The organism is Streptomyces sp. NPDC003691 (assembly GCF_053981115.1).
The window spans coordinates 87,384-105,156 of the sequence record NZ_JBSFNQ010000018.1 but is presented as its reverse complement, the minus strand read 5'-3'; the positions used below and the strand labels follow the sequence as shown (position 1 = coordinate 105,156).

General features: G+C 73.3%; 16 protein-coding genes. 8 read left to right on the top strand and 8 right to left on the bottom strand.

Features of this window, described 5'->3' with window-relative positions; all coding sequences use genetic code 11:
• Positions 1-94: 94 nt before the first annotated feature.
• On the bottom strand, positions 95-823 hold the full coding sequence (locus tag ACWDR0_RS12150; protein WP_456351561.1) for a peptidase inhibitor family I36 protein: 729 nt from the start codon (positions 821-823) through the stop codon (positions 95-97).
• A 315-nt stretch (positions 824-1,138) separates the two neighbouring features.
• Positions 1,139-2,698 carry an APC family permease gene (locus ACWDR0_RS12145; RefSeq protein ID WP_456351560.1) on the bottom strand — a complete coding sequence of 520 codons (1,560 nt, stop codon included), beginning with the start codon at positions 2,696-2,698 and terminating at the stop codon, positions 1,139-1,141.
• Positions 2,699-3,153: 455 nt separating this feature from the next.
• Between ACWDR0_RS12145 and ACWDR0_RS12140 the strand changes: the two genes are divergently transcribed.
• Both ACWDR0_RS12140 and ACWDR0_RS12135 read left to right on the top strand, forming a co-directional pair.
• Positions 3,154-4,083: a hypothetical protein gene (locus ACWDR0_RS12140; RefSeq protein ID WP_456351559.1), complete on the top strand. Its 930-nt coding sequence runs from the start codon at positions 3,154-3,156 to the stop codon at positions 4,081-4,083.
• A 344-nt stretch (positions 4,084-4,427) separates the two neighbouring features.
• Positions 4,428-4,598 carry a hypothetical protein gene (locus ACWDR0_RS12135; RefSeq protein ID WP_456351558.1) on the top strand — a complete coding sequence of 57 codons (171 nt, stop codon included), beginning with the start codon at positions 4,428-4,430 and terminating at the stop codon, positions 4,596-4,598.
• A gap of 59 nt (positions 4,599-4,657) precedes the next feature.
• Here ACWDR0_RS12135 and ACWDR0_RS12130 read toward each other — a convergent pair whose 3' ends face one another.
• From ACWDR0_RS12130 to ACWDR0_RS12105, 6 genes are all read right to left on the bottom strand, one after another.
• A complete protein-coding gene (locus tag ACWDR0_RS12130; RefSeq protein WP_456351557.1) occupies positions 4,658-6,136 on the bottom strand; it encodes an aldehyde dehydrogenase family protein in 1,479 nt (492 codons plus the stop codon).
• On the bottom strand, positions 6,133-7,872 hold the full coding sequence (locus tag ACWDR0_RS12125) for an N-acyl-D-amino-acid deacylase family protein (RefSeq protein ID WP_456351556.1): 1,740 nt from the start codon (positions 7,870-7,872) through the stop codon (positions 6,133-6,135). The genes ACWDR0_RS12130 and ACWDR0_RS12125 overlap by 4 nt, the downstream gene beginning before the upstream one ends.
• 28 nt (positions 7,873-7,900) lie before the next feature.
• Complete coding sequence (locus tag ACWDR0_RS12120; protein WP_456351555.1) at positions 7,901-9,049, bottom strand: LLM class flavin-dependent oxidoreductase; 1,149 nt, start codon at positions 9,047-9,049, stop codon at positions 7,901-7,903.
• 275 nt (positions 9,050-9,324) lie between these two features.
• Complete coding sequence (locus tag ACWDR0_RS12115) at positions 9,325-10,137, bottom strand: SDR family NAD(P)-dependent oxidoreductase (protein ID WP_456351554.1); 813 nt, start codon at positions 10,135-10,137, stop codon at positions 9,325-9,327.
• Positions 10,138-10,374: 237 nt separating this feature from the next.
• Positions 10,375-11,325, bottom strand: a complete 951-nt coding sequence (locus tag ACWDR0_RS12110; protein WP_456351553.1) for an LLM class F420-dependent oxidoreductase — start codon at positions 11,323-11,325, stop codon at positions 10,375-10,377.
• Positions 11,326-11,452: 127 nt separating this feature from the next.
• Positions 11,453-12,187 (bottom strand): SMI1/KNR4 family protein, encoded by a 735-nt coding sequence (locus ACWDR0_RS12105; protein ID WP_456351552.1) that lies wholly within the window; start codon positions 12,185-12,187, stop codon positions 11,453-11,455.
• 108 nt (positions 12,188-12,295) lie between these two features.
• Between ACWDR0_RS12105 and ACWDR0_RS12100 the strand changes: the two genes are divergently transcribed.
• The 6 genes from ACWDR0_RS12100 to ACWDR0_RS12075 all read left to right on the top strand — a co-directional run bounded on the left by ACWDR0_RS12100 (position 12,296) and on the right by ACWDR0_RS12075 (position 17,762).
• Positions 12,296-12,751 carry a GNAT family N-acetyltransferase gene (locus ACWDR0_RS12100; RefSeq protein WP_456351551.1) on the top strand — a complete coding sequence of 152 codons (456 nt, stop codon included), beginning with the start codon at positions 12,296-12,298 and terminating at the stop codon, positions 12,749-12,751.
• A 379-nt stretch (positions 12,752-13,130) separates the two neighbouring features.
• Positions 13,131-13,472, top strand: a complete 342-nt coding sequence (locus tag ACWDR0_RS12095; protein WP_456351550.1) for a polyprenyl synthetase — start codon at positions 13,131-13,133, stop codon at positions 13,470-13,472.
• Positions 13,462-14,538, top strand: coding sequence for a polyprenyl synthetase family protein (locus tag ACWDR0_RS12090; protein WP_456351549.1), 1,077 nt, complete (start codon positions 13,462-13,464; stop codon positions 14,536-14,538). The genes ACWDR0_RS12095 and ACWDR0_RS12090 overlap by 11 nt, the downstream gene beginning before the upstream one ends.
• 139 nt (positions 14,539-14,677) lie before the next feature.
• Positions 14,678-15,844, top strand: a complete 1,167-nt coding sequence (locus ACWDR0_RS12085; RefSeq protein ID WP_456351548.1) for an oxygenase MpaB family protein — start codon at positions 14,678-14,680, stop codon at positions 15,842-15,844.
• Positions 15,845-16,006: 162 nt separating this feature from the next.
• The gene (locus ACWDR0_RS12080) at positions 16,007-16,414 is read left to right on the top strand and encodes a nuclear transport factor 2 family protein (RefSeq protein ID WP_456351547.1); all 408 of its coding nucleotides are present in this window, start codon (positions 16,007-16,009) and stop codon (positions 16,412-16,414) included.
• Positions 16,415-16,736: 322 nt separating this feature from the next.
• Positions 16,737-17,762: a hypothetical protein gene (locus ACWDR0_RS12075; protein ID WP_456351546.1), complete on the top strand. Its 1,026-nt coding sequence runs from the start codon at positions 16,737-16,739 to the stop codon at positions 17,760-17,762.
• The last annotated feature ends 11 nt before the right edge of the window (positions 17,763-17,773 follow it).

Below are 17,773 nucleotides of genomic sequence, written 5' to 3'. Positions count from 1 at the left end.
CCAGGGCGACGGCACCTATGTCACCGGTCTCGAGGCCCCTCCGGCCGTATGCCGTATGCCGTGTCCCGTATGCGATGCGCCCCGTGCGCCGTGCTCAGCCGCCGCGGCAGGACCGGAAGAGGTCGGCCTTGTCGTTGTTGGCCGCGCCGACATGCGCGTCCTTGCCCCCGGGGGTCCCGGTCCACAGGAAGTCGTCCGGCGCGGGGTCGGTGTCCCAGACATGGACGTTCAGCCGGAGGGGATGGCCGGGGATCGTGGTGTTCACCCATCCCGACGCCCGGTTGCGGAAGTCGTACTGGCCGAAGTTCACGCCGTTGCAGTGCTCCTGGTTCCACTGGAGCCGACGGCCCCCGAAGTCCGGGTGCTGGTAGAAGCAGTACCAGCGGTTGTCCCACTCTCCCGCCGGGCAGCCCTCCACCGCGTTCGTTCCGATCACCGCCGGGTCGACACCCTCGGTGGTCAGCGCGGCCCCGCTGGACGCCGGGGCCGTCGCCGCGCCGGGCAGCGGGAAGACCATGATGGGCTCGCCACCGTTGTAGGAGATCTCGTTGGCGCTGATCTGGACGCCGCCGGTGGTGGCCGCGAGCTGCTGGTCGATCTCCGCCTGGAGCTGGGACCGCTGCCCGGCGTCGAGGGCCGTTACCGCGGCCCGGGTGTCCCCGGCGGACGGCGCGGGCAGCACCACGGCCGGAGCGGCCGGAGCGGCCGGGCCGGATGCCTGGGCGGGTACGGTGACCGCCACCGATGCGGCGGCGAGCGCGAGGGCGCTCAGAAGCATTGCGGGCCGCCGGATCCGCCGCCGTGGTGCGCTCTTCACTGTCATGCCGTCTCCTCCGGCGAAGGCCGCCGGGACGGACCCCGGCGGCACCGCGCCCGACGCTAGGTGGACGGCGAACCCCCTGGTAAGGACATGATCGCTATCACGCCGCAATCTCCGGACGGGGTGGCCGGAGCACATATGCCGGTACGTGTCCCATGCACCGGCCCCGGTTCGGCGGGGCACCCGCCCGTCCCGCACGGACCCGGCGGCGGCCCCGGGACATGCGGGGGTACGCGAACGGGCCGGGGCGCCCGGCCCCGGCCCGTATCCGGTACGTCGTGGCGGCACCGCGTACCGCGTACCGCCACGCCGCCCGTGTCAGTCGTTGATCACCAGCGACGGCGTGTCCCGCTTCAGGACCTCGCCCCGGAAGAACGCCGGGCTGGTCCGGCGCATCACCAGCATGATGACCAGGCCGAGCAGCAGCAGGCCCACACCGATCACGAAGACCGTGCCGACACCGCCGACGGAGGAGCCGCTGTAGGCGGGGTCCCACATGTCGTAGAGGGTCTTGCCGAAGACGGCCGCCAGCATCACTCCGCCGAGGACCGGGAAGAGGCCCTTGTAGACGAAGTCGCGGCCGGTGCGGAAGATCTCCTTGCGGAAGTACCAGGCGCAGGCGAAGGCCGTCAGCGAGTAGTAGAAGCAGATCATCAGGCCGAGGGCGTAGATGGTGTCCGTGAGGACGTTCTCGCTGAGCAGCGTCATGACGGTGTAGAAGGCGCCGGTGCCGACACCGGCGACGACGGTCGCCAGGCCGGGGGTCTTGAAGCGCGGGTTGACCTTCGAGAAGGAGGCCGGGAGCGCCTCGTACGCCGACATCGCGAGCACCGTGCGGGCGACCGGGATGAACGTGGTCTGGAGGCTGGCGGCGGCGGAGGCCAGCACGGCGACGAAGAGCAGCACACCGAGGCCGGTGCCCATGATCGGACCGGCCAGTACGGCGAAGACGTTGTCCGAGGTCTCGGGGTTGGCCAGGCCGAGTCCGGTCTCGCCGGAGCCGACGGCCATCTGGGCCACCACACCGGTGACGAGGTACGAGCCGACCAGCACGACCATGGCGATCAGCGCGGCCCGGCCGGGGGTCTTGCCGCTGCCGGTGGTCTCCTCGTTGGCGCTGAGGCAGGCGTCCCAGCCCCAGTACATGAAGATCGAGAGGGAGAGTCCGGCGGTGAAGGCGGCGAAGGACTCGACGGCGAAGGGGTTCAGCCACTCGGCGGAGAAGGAGAGGGACGTCTCGAAGTCCCCGGCCTTGCCGAGCGCCATCGCCACGAAGATCGCGAGGACCAGGAGCTGGAGGCCCACCAGGGCGTACTGGACGCTCTTGGTGGCCGTCATGCCCCGGTAGCTGATCGCGGTGGCGACCGCGATCAGGACCAGGACGGTGAGGATGTGGACGGCCTTGTTGTCGTTGAGCGCGGCCACCGAATCGCTGCCGGTGATCTCGCCCGCGAGCAGCCAGAAGAAGGAGGTCGCGACTCCGGCGAGATTCGAGAGCACGATGATCGTGGCGACCACCAGACCCCAGCCGCACATCCAGCCGATCTTCGGCCCGAAGGCCTTGACCGTCCAGGTGAACGAGGTGCCGCAGTCGGGCATGACCCGGTTGAGTTCACGGTAGGCGAAGGCGACCAGCAGCATCGGCAGAAAGCCGGCCAGGAAGATGGCGGGCATCTGGAGCCCGACCTCGCCCGCGGTGGAACCGAGGGTGGAGGTGAGGCAGTAGACGGGCGCGACGGTGGAGATGCCGATGACGGCACTGCCCATCAGCCCGACGGAGTTGCCGCCGAGCCCTTTGCCGCGTACGCCACCGCCCCCGCCGGGGGCGGCTCCCCCTACCGTGCTCCCGGCCTGCGGCCGGGCATCCAACTGAGTCATGGACAGGACGGTAAACCCTGCGGTTTCCACATCCGGAAGCCATTCGTCCGGATATCGAACCCTTGATTTCAGTGGCCCTACAGGATTATTACCTGCACATGAAAGCTTGATGACGATCGTCAAGCGCACCATGCAAGGCCCAGTGGCGTTTTCACGACATACGATAACCGCAGCACTGTCCGTTTTGTCGGGTTTGAAATTTTCCCCTGAGCCCTCAGCGAACACCGCGCGGAGCGCCCCGCGGGTCACCGGTCCGCCCCGGTGGCCGCCGTGCCCCCACCGGTCGAGCGCACAACCGGCGTCCGCTCCACCGGTGGGGTCGTCGGAGGACCCGGACGGACCCTTCCGCCACGGCACGGGCGGCCGGGCGGCCGGAGACTCGGCCCAGGAGACCGCGGGCGGTCCGCCCGTACGGCCCGGTACACCCCCCTGCACCCTGCACCGGAGGTCGCAGCATGCTCCGTGTCACCGTTCAGATCTTCTCCGGCCGCCCCAACCCGACCTGGGTGGTCACCGACGAGGGCGCCGTCCGCAATCTGCTGGAAACCGTCGCCCAGGAGGCGCGGGACGCGATCGGACTGCCCGGCGCCGGATACGACGGTCTCGGCTACCGGGAGGTGACCGTCGCCTCCGCCACCGACGACAACGTCGCCTGGCCCGACCGTCTGCCGGCCGCCTTCTCGCTCGGCACACTCGCCGCGGCCGATCCGGCCGCCTCCGCCGAACTGGCCCGCAGGCTCGTGGCCGATATGCCCGTGGAGAGCGAGGCCGGACCGGACCAGCACGGCCCGGCCCCGGCCGACGCCCGGACCCGGGACTTCGTACTGGAACAGCTCCACACCTTCTTCGAGAGACCACCCACCTGGCACCCCGCGATGAAAACCCCGCCACGGCCCCCCGACCAGGTCTCCACCCAGGAGACGGCGGAGGCGGCGACCTGCTACTACGAGGTCAGCACGTTCAACCCGGACTTCTGGAACCGCCCGGAGGTCCAGCCGTACAACAACTGCTACAACTACGCCCGCAACTCCCGCACCGACACGTTCGCCCAGCCCGGCCGCGCGCACGGCGCCCAGACCGGCACCATGGCCTGCTACAACGTCAGCCAGGCGGCGCTCGCCGACGGGCTGGTATACCGCTACGACTGTCTGCCGGACTCGGAGTACCCGCGTCGGCTCATGGCCCTGGTGGTCTGGCCGGGCTGGGACTACCACTGGTACCGGGAGCAGAAGGGTGACTTCTGGGGCCACAAGCCCGGCGGCACCGCAGCCCGCAACTACGACGAGAGCGGGGTGCTGATCACCAACCCCGAGACCTGCAACCGCGGTGGCTACACCGACTTCTGCCGCTATTTCTACGCGGGGAAGTCCGTGGTCATCAACTGATCCGCCGCCGGGCGGCAACCCCCTGTGGAGGGCGACCGGTGATCGTCGAACTGGACCTGTTCAGCGGCCGCCCCAATCCCGTCTGGCGGCCGGAGGGCGCAACGGGGGCGGCCCTCCGGGAGCTGGTCGCCGCCCTCCGCCCGGCGGCCGGTCCGCCGGACGAGGCGGGTGCGCCGGGTGCCCCGGGTCCCTCAGGTCCCTCAGGCCCGTCAGGTCCCTCAGGTCCGTCAGGTCCCTCAGGTCCGTCAGGTCCCTCAGGTCCCTCAGGTCCGTCAGGTCCCTCAGGTCCGTCAGGTCCCTCGGGTCCGCCGGGTCCGCCGCCCGGTCTGGGCTACCGCGGTTTCGTGATCACCGATGGTGACCGCACCTACCGGGTGTTCCGGGGGCTGGTCGCCGCCGGTGACCGCATGCTCGCCGATCCCGGGCGCGCGCTGGAGCACCGGCTGCTGGCCGCGCTCCCGGAGCAGTACGCGGAGCTGCGGCCGGTGGTGGCCCGGGCGCTGGCGGAGGGCTGACGCCCGGCCTGCCCCCGCCCCGCCACGGCCCCGGCGCGCCCCGCCCGCCCCGCGGGGCATCAGCCGCCCGGCCAGACCAGGGACTGGGTCTCGCTGTAGGCGTGGAGGGCGTACGAGCCCGTGTCGCGGCCGACGCCGCTCATCCGGAAGCCGCCGAACGGCGCCTCCATATTGCGGCCGACCGTGTTCACGCCCACCCCGCCCGAGCGCAGCAGCCCCGCCACCCGGAACGCCCGTGCCGGGTCGCCGGACCAGACGTAGTCGATCAGGCCGTAGTCGCTGTCGGCGGCGAGGGCGATGCCCTCCTCCTCCGTATCGAAGGGGAGGACCACGACCACCGGGCCGAAGATCTCCTCCCGGACCACCCGCATCCCGCCGGTGCAGTCGGCGAACAGGGTGGGAGCGACGTAGTACCCCCGGTCCAGCCCCTCGCCGGTCGGCCGGTCGCCGCCCGTGACCAGGCGGGCGCCCTCCTTGCGGCCCAGCTCGATGTACGACTCCACCCGGTCCCGGTGGGCCGCCGAGATCAGCGGGCCGACGACCGTCGCCGGGTCGGAGGGGCGGCCGACCGGGAGCCTTGCCGCGTACGCCGCGAGCAGGCCGGTGATCCGCTCGTACACCCCGCGCTGGGCGATCACCCGGGTCGGGGCCGTACAGATCTGGCCGCTGTAGAAGGAGAACGTCGTCCCGATGCCCGCGACCGCGGCGTTCAGGTCGGCGTCGTCGAAGACCAGGGCCGCGCCCTTGCCGCCCAGCTCCATGAGCTGGCGTTTCATCCCGCGCCCGCAGACCTCCGCGATCCGCCGGCCGACGGCGGTGGAGCCGGTGAAGCTGACCATGTCGACATCCGGGTCGCCGACCGCGGCCTCCCCCACCCCGGGGGACGAGCCGGTGACCACGTTGACCACGCCCGGCGGCACCCCGGCCGCCGCCAGTGCCGCCGCCATCCGGAACACCGACAGCGGGTCCTGCGGGGCGGGCTTCACCACGACCGTGTTCCCCATGGCCAGCGCCGGGGCCACCTTGCCCGCCGGATTGGCCCACGGGTTGTTGTAGGAGGTGACACAGGTGACCACCCCGACCGGGCGGCGGACCGCGAGCGCGCCCAGCACCCCGCCGCCGCCCATCGGCCCGGCGGCGGTGACCTGCGGCGGCAGCGGCTGTTCGACCGGCTCCAGGGCGCCCCGGGCATAGCGGCGGAAGCGGGCCGCGGCCACCCCCACCTGCATGGCCCGCGCGGTCGCGGTGGTCGCGCCGCTCTCCCGCCGGGCCAGCTCCGCCGATCCGGCGGCGTCCCGCTGGATGATCGCGGCGGCCGCGTCCAGGATCCGGGCCCGCTCCTCGGGCCGGGTGCGCGACCAGGGCCCGAAGGCGGCCCGGGCGGCCGCGACCGCGTCCGCCACCTGGGCGCGGCTCGCCTCCGGCGCGGGCCCGACGGTGCTGCCGTCGGCCGGGTCGGTGATCGCGTAGTGGCCGCCGCCGGGGTCCACCCACTCCCCGCCGATGAACAGCCGGCCCGCGACCGCGGCGCCGCTCACCGGGTCGACACCGTCCTGGTGTCCCGGCCGGACCGCAGGACGGTCCCCGGTACGGCCCCGGTCACCCGGTCGTCGCGGATGGTCTCCACCCCGTTGACCCGGACCGACACCAGCCCGGCCGCCCGGGCGTCCAGCCGGGGGCTGCCGCCGGGCAGATCGTGGACCAGGGTCGCGGGCCCGGCGTCGATCCGGCCGGGGTCGAAGAGCACCACGTCGGCATGGTGGCCCTCGGCGATCCGGCCGCGGTCGCGCAGCCCGAAGAGCCGGGCGGGATCGCCGGTGAGCATCCTGACCGCCGTCTCCAGCGGGACCAGCTTCCGGCCGCGCAGACAGTCCCCGAGGAAGCGGGTGGTGTACGGCGCCCCGCACATCCGGTCCAGATGGGCGCCCGCGTCCGAGCCGCCGAGCAGCACGTCCTGGTGCTCCCAGGTGCGCCGCCGCAGCTCCCAGGAGGCCGGGTCGTTGTCGCGGGGCATCGGCCAGAGCACGGTCCGCAGCCCGTCGCGGGCGCAGATCTCCACCAGGCAGTGGAAGGGGTCCTGGCCGCGTTCGGCGGCGATGTCCCCGACGGCCCGGCCGGTGAGCCCCTCGTTGCCGGTGCTGTACGTGTCCCCGACGACGTACCGGGCGAAGTCGGCGAGCCGCCGGAAGACCCCGGCCTCCGGGGAGTCGGCGCGGCGCAGCAGCTCCGCCCGGACCGCGGGGTCGCGGAGCTTCGCGATCCGCTCGGGCACGGGCAGGGCCAGTACCTCGCCCCAGCCCGGGATCAGGTTGAGCGCGCAGAAGGTGCCGAGGGACATGTTCATCGGGGCGAGGATCGGCATGGTCAGGGCGACGATCCGGCCGCCCGCGGCCCGGGCCCGTTCGCTCGCCAGCAACTGCCGGGGCACCCGTTCGGGCACCGCCGCGTCGATGGTGAGCACGTTCCAGTTGAGCGGGCGGCCCGCCGCCGCGGTCATCGCGACGAAGAGGTCGATCTCCTCGTCGCTGAAGCGGTCGAGGCATCCCGCGACGATGGCCTCCAGCTGGGTGCCCTCGTGCTCGCCGACGGCGCGGGAGAGCGCGAGGAGTTCGCCGGGGCCGGCGTGACGGGAGGCCACCGGCCTGCCGTCGCCGTCCGCGTGGGTGCCGGACTGGGTGGTCGACAGGCCCCAGGCGCCCGAGCGCAGGGCGTCGTGGAGCAGTTCCACCATCGCCGCGAGCTGCCCGTCGGTGGGGCGGCCGCCGATCGCTTCCTCGCCCATGACGTGCCGCCGGAGGGCGCAGTGGCCGACCATGAAGCCCGCGTTGACGGCGATCCGGCCCTCCAGGGCGTCCAGGTACTCGCCGAAGGTGTGCCAGTTCCAGGGCGCCCCCTCCTCCAGGGCGGTCAGGGACATGCCCTCGACCCTGGCCATCATCCGCCGGGTGTAGTCGGCGTCGGCGGGACGGGCGGGGTGGAGGGGGGCGAGGGTGAATCCGCAGTTGCCGCCGACGACGGTGGTGACGCCGTGGTTGAGGGACGGGGTGGCGTACGGGTCCCAGAACAACTGGGCGTCGTAGTGGGTGTGCGGGTCGACGAAGCCGGGGGCGAGCACCAGCCCGTCGGCGTCCTCCTCGGTCCCGGCCCGCCCGGTGACGGAGCCCGGCGGGCCGATGACGGCGATCCGGCCGTCCCGCAGCCCGACATCGGCGGGGCGGGCGGGCGCTCCGGTGCCGTCCACGAGGGTCGCGGACCGGATGAGGTGGTCGAGCATCGTCTCTCCTCTTCTCTCCTCCCTCGGTTCAGGGGGTTCCGGAGGCTCCGGACGTCCCGGCCGCGGACTCCCGGAAGCGGGTGGTCCGGTGCACCGGGTCGGTGTCGATATGCGGGATCACGTGCTCGCCGATCAGCCGGATGGTGGTCATGGTGTCCTCGTACGAGATGCCGATCGGCAGCCCGAACGACAACTGGTCGGCGCCCGCCTGCTCCCAGCGCTTGCACTGCCTGCGGACCTCGTCCGGGTCGCCGCAGATCATCAGCTCCTCGGCGATCAGCATCTCGACGATCTCGGCGGTGTAGTCCGGCAGCAGCTCGGGCCACTCGGGTACGCCGTCGGGGCGGGGGAAGGTGTCGTGGTAGCGGAAGAGCAGCGACTGGAGGTAGTTGAGCCCCCCGGACACGGCGATCTCGACGGCCTTGTCGTGGGTCTCCGCGCAGATGGCGGTGGAGGTGACCATGACGTTGTCGTTGACGAAGGCGCCGACCGGTTCCGCCTGCGCGACGGCCGTCTTGTACGTCTCCAGGACCCACTCCATATCGGCGACCTTCTGGACGCTGAAGCCGAGGACCCCGAGGCCCTTCCGCCCGGCCATGGCGTACGAGGGGGGCGAGCCGGCCGCGTACCACATGGGCGGATGGGCCGTCCCGTACGGCTTGGGGAGCACCTTGCGCGGCGGCAGCGACCAGTGGCGGCCCTCGAAGCCCTGGTACTCCTCCTGGAGCCACATCCGGGGGAACTCGGCGATCGTCTCCTCCCAGATCTCCTTGGTGTGGTTCATATCGGTGATGCCGGGGAGGAACCCGAGGATCTCGTGGCTGCCCGCGCCGCGCCCGGTGCCGAATTCGAACCGGCCGCCGGAGAGGTGGTCGAGCATGGCGGCCTTCTCGGCGACCTTGACGGGGTGGTTGACCGGGGCGAGGGGGTTGAAGATCCCGGAGCCGAGGTGGATGCGGTCGGTGGCGTGCGCGAGATAGCCGAGGAAGACGTCGTTGGCGGAGAGGTGGGAGTACTCCTCCAGGAAGTGGTGCTCGGAGGCCCAGGCGTACTTGAAGCCGGCGCGGTCGGCGGCGACGACGTACTCCGTCTCCTCCATGAGCGCCTTGTGCTCGGCGAGCGGGTCGGTCTCGGCGCGCCTGCCGACGTATCCCTGTACGAAGATCCCGAATTCCACGGGTGGTTCACCGTCCTCGGTTCTCGGTTCTCGGTTCTCGGTTTCCGGTTCTCGGTTTCCGGTTCTCGGCTCTGGGTCCCGGCCGCCTGGTTGTCACCGGCCCCGGCATACCTGACGGAGCGTCAGATCACTGCCGTCGACTGTTCCACCGCCCCCGGGAGACGTCAATAGCTGACGACCCGTCAGGTGGACTCGGGGGTACGGTCGCCGTACGCACCCGGCGGGGCGCGGGCCGGGCACCGGCCCGTACCGGCCGCGCCTCGGCGCCCCCGGCCTCACACCGCGGTGACCCCGGCCAGCCAGCCCCCGTCGATGACGATCGGCTGCCCGGTGATGTACGAGGAGTCCTCGCAGCTCAGGAAGAGCACCAGCCGGGCGATCTCCTCCGGCCGCCCGGCCCGGCCCAGCGGCACCACCTTCCGGTAGAGCGCCGCCGCCGACGCCCGCGCGGCCGCCGGATCGGCGCGGGGGTCGAGGGCGGCCGGGTCGGTCATCGGGGTGTCGACCGCGCCGGGGCAGACGGCGTTCACCCGGATCCCCTTCGCCGCCAGCTCCAGCGCGGCGACCCGGGTCAGCCCGATCACGGCATGCTTGGAGGCGCTGTAGGCACCCACGTACGCCATGCCCGTCATCCCCGCGTACGAGGCGGTGTTGACGATCGTGCCGCCGCCGGCCGCGGCGATCCCGGGGGCCACGGCCTTGATGCCGAGGAAGACCCCGACCTGGTTGACCTGGGTGATCTGCTGGAACTCCGCGGCGGGGGTGCGGACCAGTTCGTTGAAGCGGAGTACGCCCGCGTTGTTGACCAGCCCGTCGATCCGCCCGAACCGCTCCCCGGCGGTGGCGACGGCGGCCGCCCAGTCCTCCTCGCGGGTCACGTCGAGCCGGACGTAGACCGCGGTCTCCTTGCCCAGCTCGTCCGCGACGGCCGCGCCCTGCTCGTCGAGGACGTCACCGAGGACGACGCGGGCGCCCTCGGCGGCGAACAGCCGGGCCTCCGCCTCGCCCTGCCCCCGCGCGGCCCCGGTGATCAGCACCACGCGCCCGTCCAGCTTCCCCGTCCCGCTGTCGCTTCCGCTCATCGTCATCGCTCCCAACGTCTCCTCGTTATCGGCGGCGCAGCCACGTTGTCGACAGCCGCTCCGGCAGCCACGTTGTGGGCAGTCGTTCCGCAGGGCGGAACGGGTGGGCACAACCCCGGAGCGCCCGCACCGCCCCCCGCCCGCCCCGACCACAGGCGCCCGGCCGCCCCAAGCGCCCGCCTCGGACGCGTGGCGCCCGCCCGCAGGCGCCCGACGCGAGGACCCCGGGGCCCGGGCCCGGGCTCAGGGATTGAGGTGCGGCGCGACCTCCGCGCCGAACGCCGCCATCTGGTCGGTGAGTTCCCGGCAGCTCCGGCTCCGCAGCCGGATCTGTATCTGCCGCACCCCCATCGCGGCATAGGCGCGCAGCGATTCCGCAAGCGCCTCCGGCTTCCCGGTGAGAGTCCGCCGCCCCACCGGCCAGCCCGGCTCGCCCACGTACAGCGGTTCGGCGATGGCCCCGATCTCGGCGGGCGCTTCGATTCCGGCGGCCTCCCGGATCCGCCGGAGCCGGGCGATCTGCGCGGGCAGCCGGTCCCGGGGGTCGCCCTGGGGCAGCCAGCCGTCGCCCTTGAGCGCGGCCCGGCGTACGGCGGCGGGCGAGGAGCCGCCGACCCAGAGCGGGATCCGCTCCTGGGCGGGCCGGGGCCGCTGGCCCAGCCCGGAGAAGGCGAACAGCTCGCCCCGGTGCTCCGGGTACTCCCCGGGTCCGAGGGCCGCGCGCAGGGCGTCGATCGTCTCGTCCAGGACCGCTCCGCGCCGGTCGAAGTCGGCCCCGAGGGCCTCGAACTCCTCCCGGACGTGCCCGGCCCCGACCCCGAGGACCAGCCGTCCGCCGGAGAGGTGGTCGAGGGTGGCGTACTGCTTGGCGGTGATCAGGGGATGCCGCAGTCCGACCACGGCGACATGGCTCAGCAGCCTGACCCTGCGGGTGGCGGCGGCGAGATAGGAGAGGGTGGCGACGGGGTCGTACCAGACGGTCGACATGGCGTCGGCGAGCCGCCGGGGGACGGCGACATGGTCGCAGACGGCGATATAGGCGAAGCCGGTGCGATCGGCGGTACGGGCGACCTCGACGAGGTCCTCGACCCCGGCACGGGTCTCCCACGGTTCGGCGTAGAGGGTGCTCTGGGACTGGACGGGCAACTGCATCCCGTACGAGAGCAGCCCTTCGGGCAGGGTCCGCGCAGCCATCCGGCGGCCTCCTCGGCAGGACAGGCGACGATGAAATCTGACGACTCGTCATATCTCGGCTGGAGCCCATCGTGATACCTGGCGCCGCGGGAGACAAGGCCGCCGCCGCATCCCCGGGGACCGCGGGCTACTCCTCCGGCCCGAGGAGCAGGTCCAGCGCGCGGTCCAGGGCCTCCTCGGTCCGGGCCCGGACATAGCCCACCCCCTCGGCGCGGACCAGCACCTCCGGGCCCGCGTACCAGCGGGTGCCCGGGACGGCGCCGGCCGGATAGTCCGGGAACGGCAGCCGGACGAAGCCCTCCCCCGTCCCGGACTCCGCCGCCGCCCCGGCCGCGCCCGCCACCTCGACCTCCGCCGCCTCCAGCTCGTCGAGGAAGGCCGACAGCTCCTCCGGGACATGGACCGCCTCCGCGAGCACGATCTCCACAAAGCAGTGCGACACCCGCCCGAGCCACGGCTCCCACTCCTCCGCGGACTTGTCCGCCAGGTCGGGCCGGACCACGACCGGCGGATCGTCGTGCCCCAGGTCGGCCAGGAGGATCCCCCAGCGGCAGCAGCCCTGGTTCTCGTCCCGGAAGACCAGTGCCTCCCCGGTCTCGTCCACCGCCAGCCCCGCGAGAGGGCGCAGCACATCGTGGTTGTCGGTGAGATCGGGACGCCGTCCCAGCAGGGCGTACGCCTCCTTCAGCGCGGCCGGGAGCCGCAGCCCGAGCCGCTCCTCGGCCGCCGCCAGCTCTTCGGGTCCGTATCCGTCGCCCGCGCCGAGCGGAGCCGCGGTCCACTCGGCGGTGAAGGCCCGGATGAAGTCCCACGCCCCGGCGCGGCCGTCGACCGCGCTCCGTATCCCCGTCACCATGTCCATACGTGTGACGGTAGCGACCGGCACCGACAGCGCCCGGCGCCGCAGGGCCGCTCGGTCATCGCGGGACCGTGTCACCTCCCGGAAACACGCCGGGGCGACAATCCCGGCATGAACTTCACGATCAAGGACGTGACCTGGTCCGATACGGCCGCCGCCACGCTCCGGGATGCCCAGCGGGCCGAGATAGCCGCGATGTACGGCACCGGCGACAGCGAGCCCGGCACCCCTCCGTCGGCGGCCGACATCGCCGCCTTCGTCGTCGCGTACGCCCCCGACGGCACCCCCGTCGCCTGCGGCGGCCTGCGTGCGCTCGACGCCGCCACCGGCGAGGTGAAGCGGATGTACGTGGCCCCCGGCGCCCGCGGTTCCGGGGCCGCGGCGGCGGTGCTGGACGCACTGGAGTCACGGGCCCGGGGACGCTCCTGGACCCGGCTGCGGCTGGAGACCGGCGACCGGCAGCAGGCCGCCGTCCGCTTCTACACCCGCTCCGGTTACACCCCGATCCCCGCGTTCGGCCCCTACCGGGACGCCCCCGACTCCCTCTGCTTCGAACGCACCCTCTGACCCGGTTGCGGGCGACCGTTCCCGCAGAGCTCCGTTGCAGGCAGTCGTTCCGCAGGGCGGAACGGGTGGGCACAACCCCGGAGCGCCCGCACCGCCCCCCGCCCGCCCCGCCCGAGGCCCCGGGCCCCACCACAAGGCCCTGCCCCCGCAAGCCCCCGCCCGCGCCCGGCGCCGCCCCAGCGCGGCAAGGCCCCGCGCCAACCGTCCCGCCCCGGGGGCCGCCCCCGTACGCAATCCGCATGCGCTTGCGTACGGGTCACCCGTTGGGACGGACCTCGCCCCCTGCTCTCGCTCCGGGGCCCGGCCGCCCGGGACCCTGGCCCCGGGGGACGGGGGTACGACCGGATAACCGGACTACCGCACAGGGGGCGACGACGCCATGACGGAACGGGAATCGGGACCGCACACCCAGCGGGGGCGCGGAGGGGGACGGGGCCACGGGCCCGCCGGAGACACGCCCCTGGACGAAACCGCGGTCCTGGTGGCCGCCGGGCTCGCCGACCTGGTGCTCAGCACCGTCGGCACGGCGGTCGGTACGGCCGTCGACACCGCACGGAGCCTGCTGCGCCGCTCCGACACCGCCGACCTCGCGGCCGACGCGGGTCATGACCTCAAGGCCCGGGGCCGGCTCGCCCTGGACCGGTACGCCACCCGGCCACCCGCCCATCTGGAGCTGCTCGCCCGGCAGTCCCGGTACGCGACCGGCCTCCATGGCGACTGACCGCCACGACCGCCGCGACCGCCACGACCCCGCCGCGTTCAAGAGCCGGGTCGACGGCGTACTGCGCCGCTTCGTGGCGGACGAGGCGGACAAGCTGGTCGACATCGATCCGGAGCTGGCGCCCGTCGCCGAGCAGGTCGAGGCCGCCGTCGCGGACGGCAAACGGCTGCGTGCCGCGTTCTGCTACTGGGGCTGGCGGGCCGCCGGACAGCCCGACAGCGACGCCCTGCTGCTGGCGGCCGCCTCGATGGAGCTGGTGCACGCGGCCGCCGTGGTCCACGACGATCTGATCGACGACAGCCCGCTCCGGCACGGGCGGCCCACCGCGCATATCGCGCTCCGCTCCGGGCTGCGGCACCGGCCGCGGACGGTGAGCGCGGCCCGGGCGCTGGCGATGCTGGTCGGGGATCTGCTGATATCGCTGGCGGGGCAGTTGTTCACCGGCAGCGGGCTGCCCGCCGCCTATCTCGCCCGGGCCCGCCCCCTCTGGTCGGCGCTGGCGCGGGAGCTGATCGCGGGCGAGTGCCTGGAAATCCTGCGTACGGGTACGCCGCCCGACACCGAGTCGTCGCTGAAGGTGATCCGCTACAAGACCGCCAAGTACACGGTGGAGCAGCCGCTGCTGATCGGCGGTGCGCTGGCGGGCGCGGGCGAGGACCTGCGCGCCGGATACTCGGCGTACGGGCTGCCGCTCGGCGAGGCGTTCCAGCTCCGGGACGATCTGCTGGGCCTGTTCGGCGATCCGGCCAGGACCGGCAAGGCGCCGCCGGACGATCTGCGGTCCGCCCGCCCCACCGCGCTGCTCGCGGAGACCTGGCGGGCCGCGGACGACGGCGAACGGGCCGAGCTGCGGGCGCTGCTGAGCCGGGGGCGGTCCCTGGACGCGGCGGGGGTGGAGTCCGTACGGACCCTGATGACCCGGCTCGACGCGCCGGGCCGGATCGAGCGGATGATCACCGTCCGGGTCGAGGAGGCCACCCGGGCCCTGGAGGAGGTCGCCGTGCCCCGCCCGGCGGCGGCCGCGCTGGCGGACCTGGCGCAGTCGGCGACGGTCCGCCGGTTCTGACACCCCGGGCGGGCCCCCGGCCTCCGAACCCCGGGCCCCTGGCCCCGGACCCGCCCCGCGCCCGCGCCCGCCGCGACACCCGCCGCGTACACCCACCGCGCACGCCCCCGCCCACGGACACGAGAGGCAGGACGCCCCGATGCCGTACCCCTATACCGAGGAATCCCTCCGGCAACTGCGCAACACCGGTGACGAACTGGCCGATGCCACCGTCGCTGCCCTGTTCGAGAACGGTGACGTCGGTACGTTCAACACCCTGATGCGGTACGTCTCCACCGCGGGCTCCCCGCTGCCGGAAGGGCTGCCGGACGTGGCCCGCGAGTATCTGGAGGCCACCGCCGCGCCGCCCGCGTGGGTCGACTGGGGCGAGATGGAGAAGGCACGGCTCTTCTTCATCGACAACAACGTGCACATCTCCACGGCACTGTCGTTCGCGTCGATGCCCGCGTGCTACGTCGTACCGCGTGTGGCGCGGCTGCTGTCGGCGACGCACTCCCTGGCCTATCCGTCGAAGCGGATGGCGGAGACCGGGCAGTTCGTGGTCTATCTGATGCGGCCGGACGCCTTCGAGGCGGGCAGCCGCTTCGTACCGGCGGCGCAGAAGGTGCGGCTGCTGCATGCGTCGATCCGCCGGCATCTGCTGCACGAGGACCGCTGGGACACGGCTGCCGACGGGGTGCCGATCTGTCTGGAGGACATGATCGGCGGGCAGATGTTCTTCTCGCTGCTGGTCCTGGACAGTCTGCACCGGCTCGGTATCCATATGAGCGACGAGGGTGCGGACGCGTACTACTACGCGTGGCGGGTGGTCGGCGCGATGCTCGGCGTCGACCAGGAGGCGGTGCCGAAGACCCTGGCGGAGGCGCGCCAGTTCTCCGACCTCTATATGACCCTCCATATGGGGCCTTCGGAGGAAGGGGTGCAGCTGACCCGGCAGTTGGTCGAGCTGTACGAGGAGGTGGTCCCGGGGACCCTTTTCGATCCGCTGGTCGGGGCCCTGGTCCGGCATCTCGTCGGAGACACCTGCGGGGACTGGCTGGGTGTCCCGCGCACCCCCTGGGACACCGCGGTGAAGGCGGTTCCGCATCTGCTGGGGGTGCTGGAGACCATCGAGGACCGGTCGCCGTACGGGGCGTGGGCGCTGGACAAGCTGGGCGGGCTGGTGTCGGTCTTCGAACTGTCCGCGCTGACCCGGGGGCGCGTGATGCACTACGCGATCCCCGAGCAGCTGAAGAAGGAGTTCGGAGTGTCCGGGACGGTGCCGCCGAAACGGCGCTGGAGCCCGCCGCCGGTGACCGTCGGCTGATCGCCGCGGGCGGTACGGGGCAGGGCCGCGGGCCATTACCCCGGAGGTCATCGACGGCCCGGGGGCCGGACCGGCAGGCTTCTCTCATCGCCGCCGGCCGGTTCCGGCGGGCGAAGCCCCTGCCGAACCCGGCACTCCCGACGCCCGAAGGACGGCCCCGCCATGCCCGAGATCACCGCTCCCGAGACCACCGCTCCAGAGACCACCGTGTACGAAGCCGCTGTCGAGCGTTACTTCGCCGCCTGGAACGCCCCGGACGCCGAGGTCCGGGCGAAGGCCGTCGCCGCCGCCTGGACCGAGGACGGCTCCTATCTCGACCCGCTGATGGAGGTCGCCGGACACGAGGCGATCGCCGGTGGGATCGCGGCGGCCGCGGCACAGTTCCCGGGGTGCGCGTTCCGGCTGAAGGGGGCCGTCGACGGCCATCACGGCATCGCCCGCTTCAGCTGGGACCTGGTGGTCCTCGCCGACGGTTCGTCGCCCGCGGGCGGTTCGGACGTGATCACCCTGGCGGAGGACGGCCGGATCACGTCGGTGCTGGGATTCCTGGACCGGGTGCCGGGCGCCTGACCCACCGGGTCGCCGTACGGCCCCGGACACCGTCCCCGCCCGGGTTGCCGTCCGGCCCGCACCTCCCCCGCCCGGCCGGCCGCCCGCCCGCGGCACCGCTCCGTCCGGACGGGATCAGTCCGCGCCCTCCCGTCCGGACGGGCGGCTCACCCACCCGAACACCGCCTGCGCACCGCAACCGCAACCGCCGCCGCCACCGCCGCCACAACCACCACCGCCACAACCACAGGGCCGCTTTCCGGAAAACCCCCTTCCCTCCGGGCCCGCCCACCCTCTATTGTTCTAGTAGACATAGAACTAACCGAACCGGTCGGAGGGTGAAGTGAGACGTCCAGCAACCCAGGCCCCCACACCGGACCCGTCCGCCGGGACCCGGGCCGCCCGGCTGCGGCGGCGGTGCGTCCTGGCCCTGCCGCCGGTCGCGGCCGCCGCTGTCTTCCTGGCGGTCTTCGCGTCCGTACGGAACGGACTGCCGGACCAGCTCGCCACCCATGCCGGCGGGGACGGCGGCGCCGACGGCTTCACCGGCCGGGGCGCCTTCGTCCTGACGGCCCTCGCCTCCTTCTTCGGGCTCGGTTCCCTCTTCGCCGTCACGGCCCGTTTCACCTCGGACCTGCGGCAGGCGACCGCGGCACCGCGGCTGCTGCTGGCGACCGGAGCGGGCACGATCGCCGTCATCGCCTACATCACGGTGATGCTGCTCCTGGCGAACTCCGGCGTCACCGACCCGGCGGCGGTCCGCTTCGAGGCATGGCAGCTCGCCGCCGCCGGGGCCACGGGGCTCGCGGCCGGCGCCCTCGCCTGGTTCGCCGCCGGGCCGGACCCGGCCGGGGCGGACCGGGAGATACCGGCGGACGGAAGCGTCCGGCTCCCGCTGCGCCCCGGGGAGCAGATCGCCTGGACCCGTACCGCCACCGGCCCCGGGCTGCTGACCGCGGGCGGGATCACGGTCGCCGGCCTGACCGCGCTCGGCGCCTTCGCGGGCTGGTGGCTGCTGGCCGTCGCCCTCCCCCTCGGGCTGCTCTTCGCCGCGACCGGCCGGGTCCGGGTGACGGCGGATGCCCGCGGGCTGACGGTCACCCCGGCGGGATTGCGCGCGCCTCTCGTCCATGTCCCCCTGGCGGAGATATCCGCCGCCGCGGTGAGCCCGGTCAGCGCCGTACGGGACTTCGGCGGCTGGGGCTACCGGGCCCGGGCCGGGGCGCGGGGGGTGATCCTGCGGTCGGGCGACGCGCTGGCCGTCAGCAAGGCGTCGGGGGGTACGTTCCTGGTGACCGTGGACGACGCCCGGACGGCGGCGGCCACCCTGAACACCCTGGCGGACCGGGCCCGCCGCACCGGCCCCTGACCACCGGCTCC

Bases quoted from the DNA above. Each gene is read 5' to 3' on its own strand.
- ACWDR0_RS12150 (WP_456351561.1), bottom strand. From the start codon at position 823: ATGACAGTGAAGAGCGCACCACGGCGGCGGATCCGGCGGCCCGCAATG.
- ACWDR0_RS12145 (WP_456351560.1), bottom strand. From the start codon at position 2,698: ATGACTCAGTTGGATGCCCGGCCGCAGGCCGGGAGCACGGTAGGGGGA.
- ACWDR0_RS12140 (WP_456351559.1), top strand. From the start codon at position 3,154: ATGCTCCGTGTCACCGTTCAGATCTTCTCCGGCCGCCCCAACCCGACC.
- ACWDR0_RS12125 (WP_456351556.1), bottom strand. From the start codon at position 7,872: ATGCTCGACCACCTCATCCGGTCCGCGACCCTCGTGGACGGCACCGGA.
- ACWDR0_RS12115 (WP_456351554.1), bottom strand. From the start codon at position 10,137: ATGACGATGAGCGGAAGCGACAGCGGGACGGGGAAGCTGGACGGGCGC.
- ACWDR0_RS12110 (WP_456351553.1), bottom strand. From the start codon at position 11,325: ATGGCTGCGCGGACCCTGCCCGAAGGGCTGCTCTCGTACGGGATGCAG.
- ACWDR0_RS12105 (WP_456351552.1), bottom strand. From the start codon at position 12,187: ATGGACATGGTGACGGGGATACGGAGCGCGGTCGACGGCCGCGCCGGG.
- ACWDR0_RS12100 (WP_456351551.1), top strand. From the start codon at position 12,296: ATGAACTTCACGATCAAGGACGTGACCTGGTCCGATACGGCCGCCGCC.
- ACWDR0_RS12095 (WP_456351550.1), top strand. From the start codon at position 13,131: ATGACGGAACGGGAATCGGGACCGCACACCCAGCGGGGGCGCGGAGGG.
- ACWDR0_RS12090 (WP_456351549.1), top strand. From the start codon at position 13,462: ATGGCGACTGACCGCCACGACCGCCGCGACCGCCACGACCCCGCCGCG.
- ACWDR0_RS12085 (WP_456351548.1), top strand. From the start codon at position 14,678: ATGCCGTACCCCTATACCGAGGAATCCCTCCGGCAACTGCGCAACACC.
- ACWDR0_RS12080 (WP_456351547.1), top strand. From the start codon at position 16,007: ATGCCCGAGATCACCGCTCCCGAGACCACCGCTCCAGAGACCACCGTG.